Origin of the sequence: Nonomuraea sp. KM90 (genome assembly GCF_052246675.1) — a bacterium.
Classification (GTDB): domain Bacteria; phylum Actinomycetota; class Actinomycetes; order Streptosporangiales; family Streptosporangiaceae; genus Nonomuraea.
The window spans coordinates 1-709 of record NZ_JBQQCB010000410.1; the positions used below are offsets into that span (position 1 = coordinate 1).

The following is a 709-nucleotide window of genomic DNA, read 5'->3' on the forward strand; positions in this document are numbered from 1 at the left end:
TCTACGCTGTGGCTCGCGGTCACCGCACGATCTTTGGTTGTCTTCACAAACTCCGAATGATCACGCGGTGGCCGTCGCCATGCGACCCCGACCCCTCAAGATCGCAAAGTGTCGCTGGAGTACTAGGCCTGTTCGCCCTGGATGGTCAAGAGCCTGACGAGTGCCCGTGGGGACGCTGTAGGCATCTTCCGAACCTCGCCGATGACGGCCATTTACGTCTTGACCTGCGCTCTTCCAGTCCCGCCATCTGCCCGTCATGACGAGGGTGTCGCGGGTGTTGCCGCTTGCGTGAGGCTCTTTGCCGGTACATCGGCGAAGCGAAGGCTCTTCTCTCGACGAGGGCTGCTTTGTCATAGGTCTGCGTCGGTGAGTGTCATAGTTCCGCGTGGTCGCTGCCAATGTCTTGCGTCGTGCGGGAGCCGCTCCCCTCCCTGTCAAAATAGACAGAGGTAACAAACAGGCATGAAACTCTGTGCTGAGGGTCGGGAAGGAGACATCCCTTCGTGGGAGCAAGCAAGCCGGATCCGGAGATCCCCGACCCTCAGGTACGCGAACGAGGACGTCCGCGCACCTACTCCGCAACCTACAAGGCCCGGATCCTGGAGGAGTACGACCAGCTCGACAAGGCCGGCAAGGGCGCGCTGCTGCGCCGGGAGGGCCTGTACTCGTCGCTGATCTCCAGCTGGCGCACGGCGCGGGACCATGGCGC

The 709-nt window shown here is 62.3% G+C and carries 1 pseudogene; it reads left to right on the plus strand.

Annotation, left to right across the window (positions count from 1 at the left end):
* Window positions 1-503: 503 nt before the first annotated feature.
* Window positions 504-709 (plus strand): annotated as a pseudogene (locus ACTWPW_RS64500) (hypothetical protein); the annotation flags it as partial.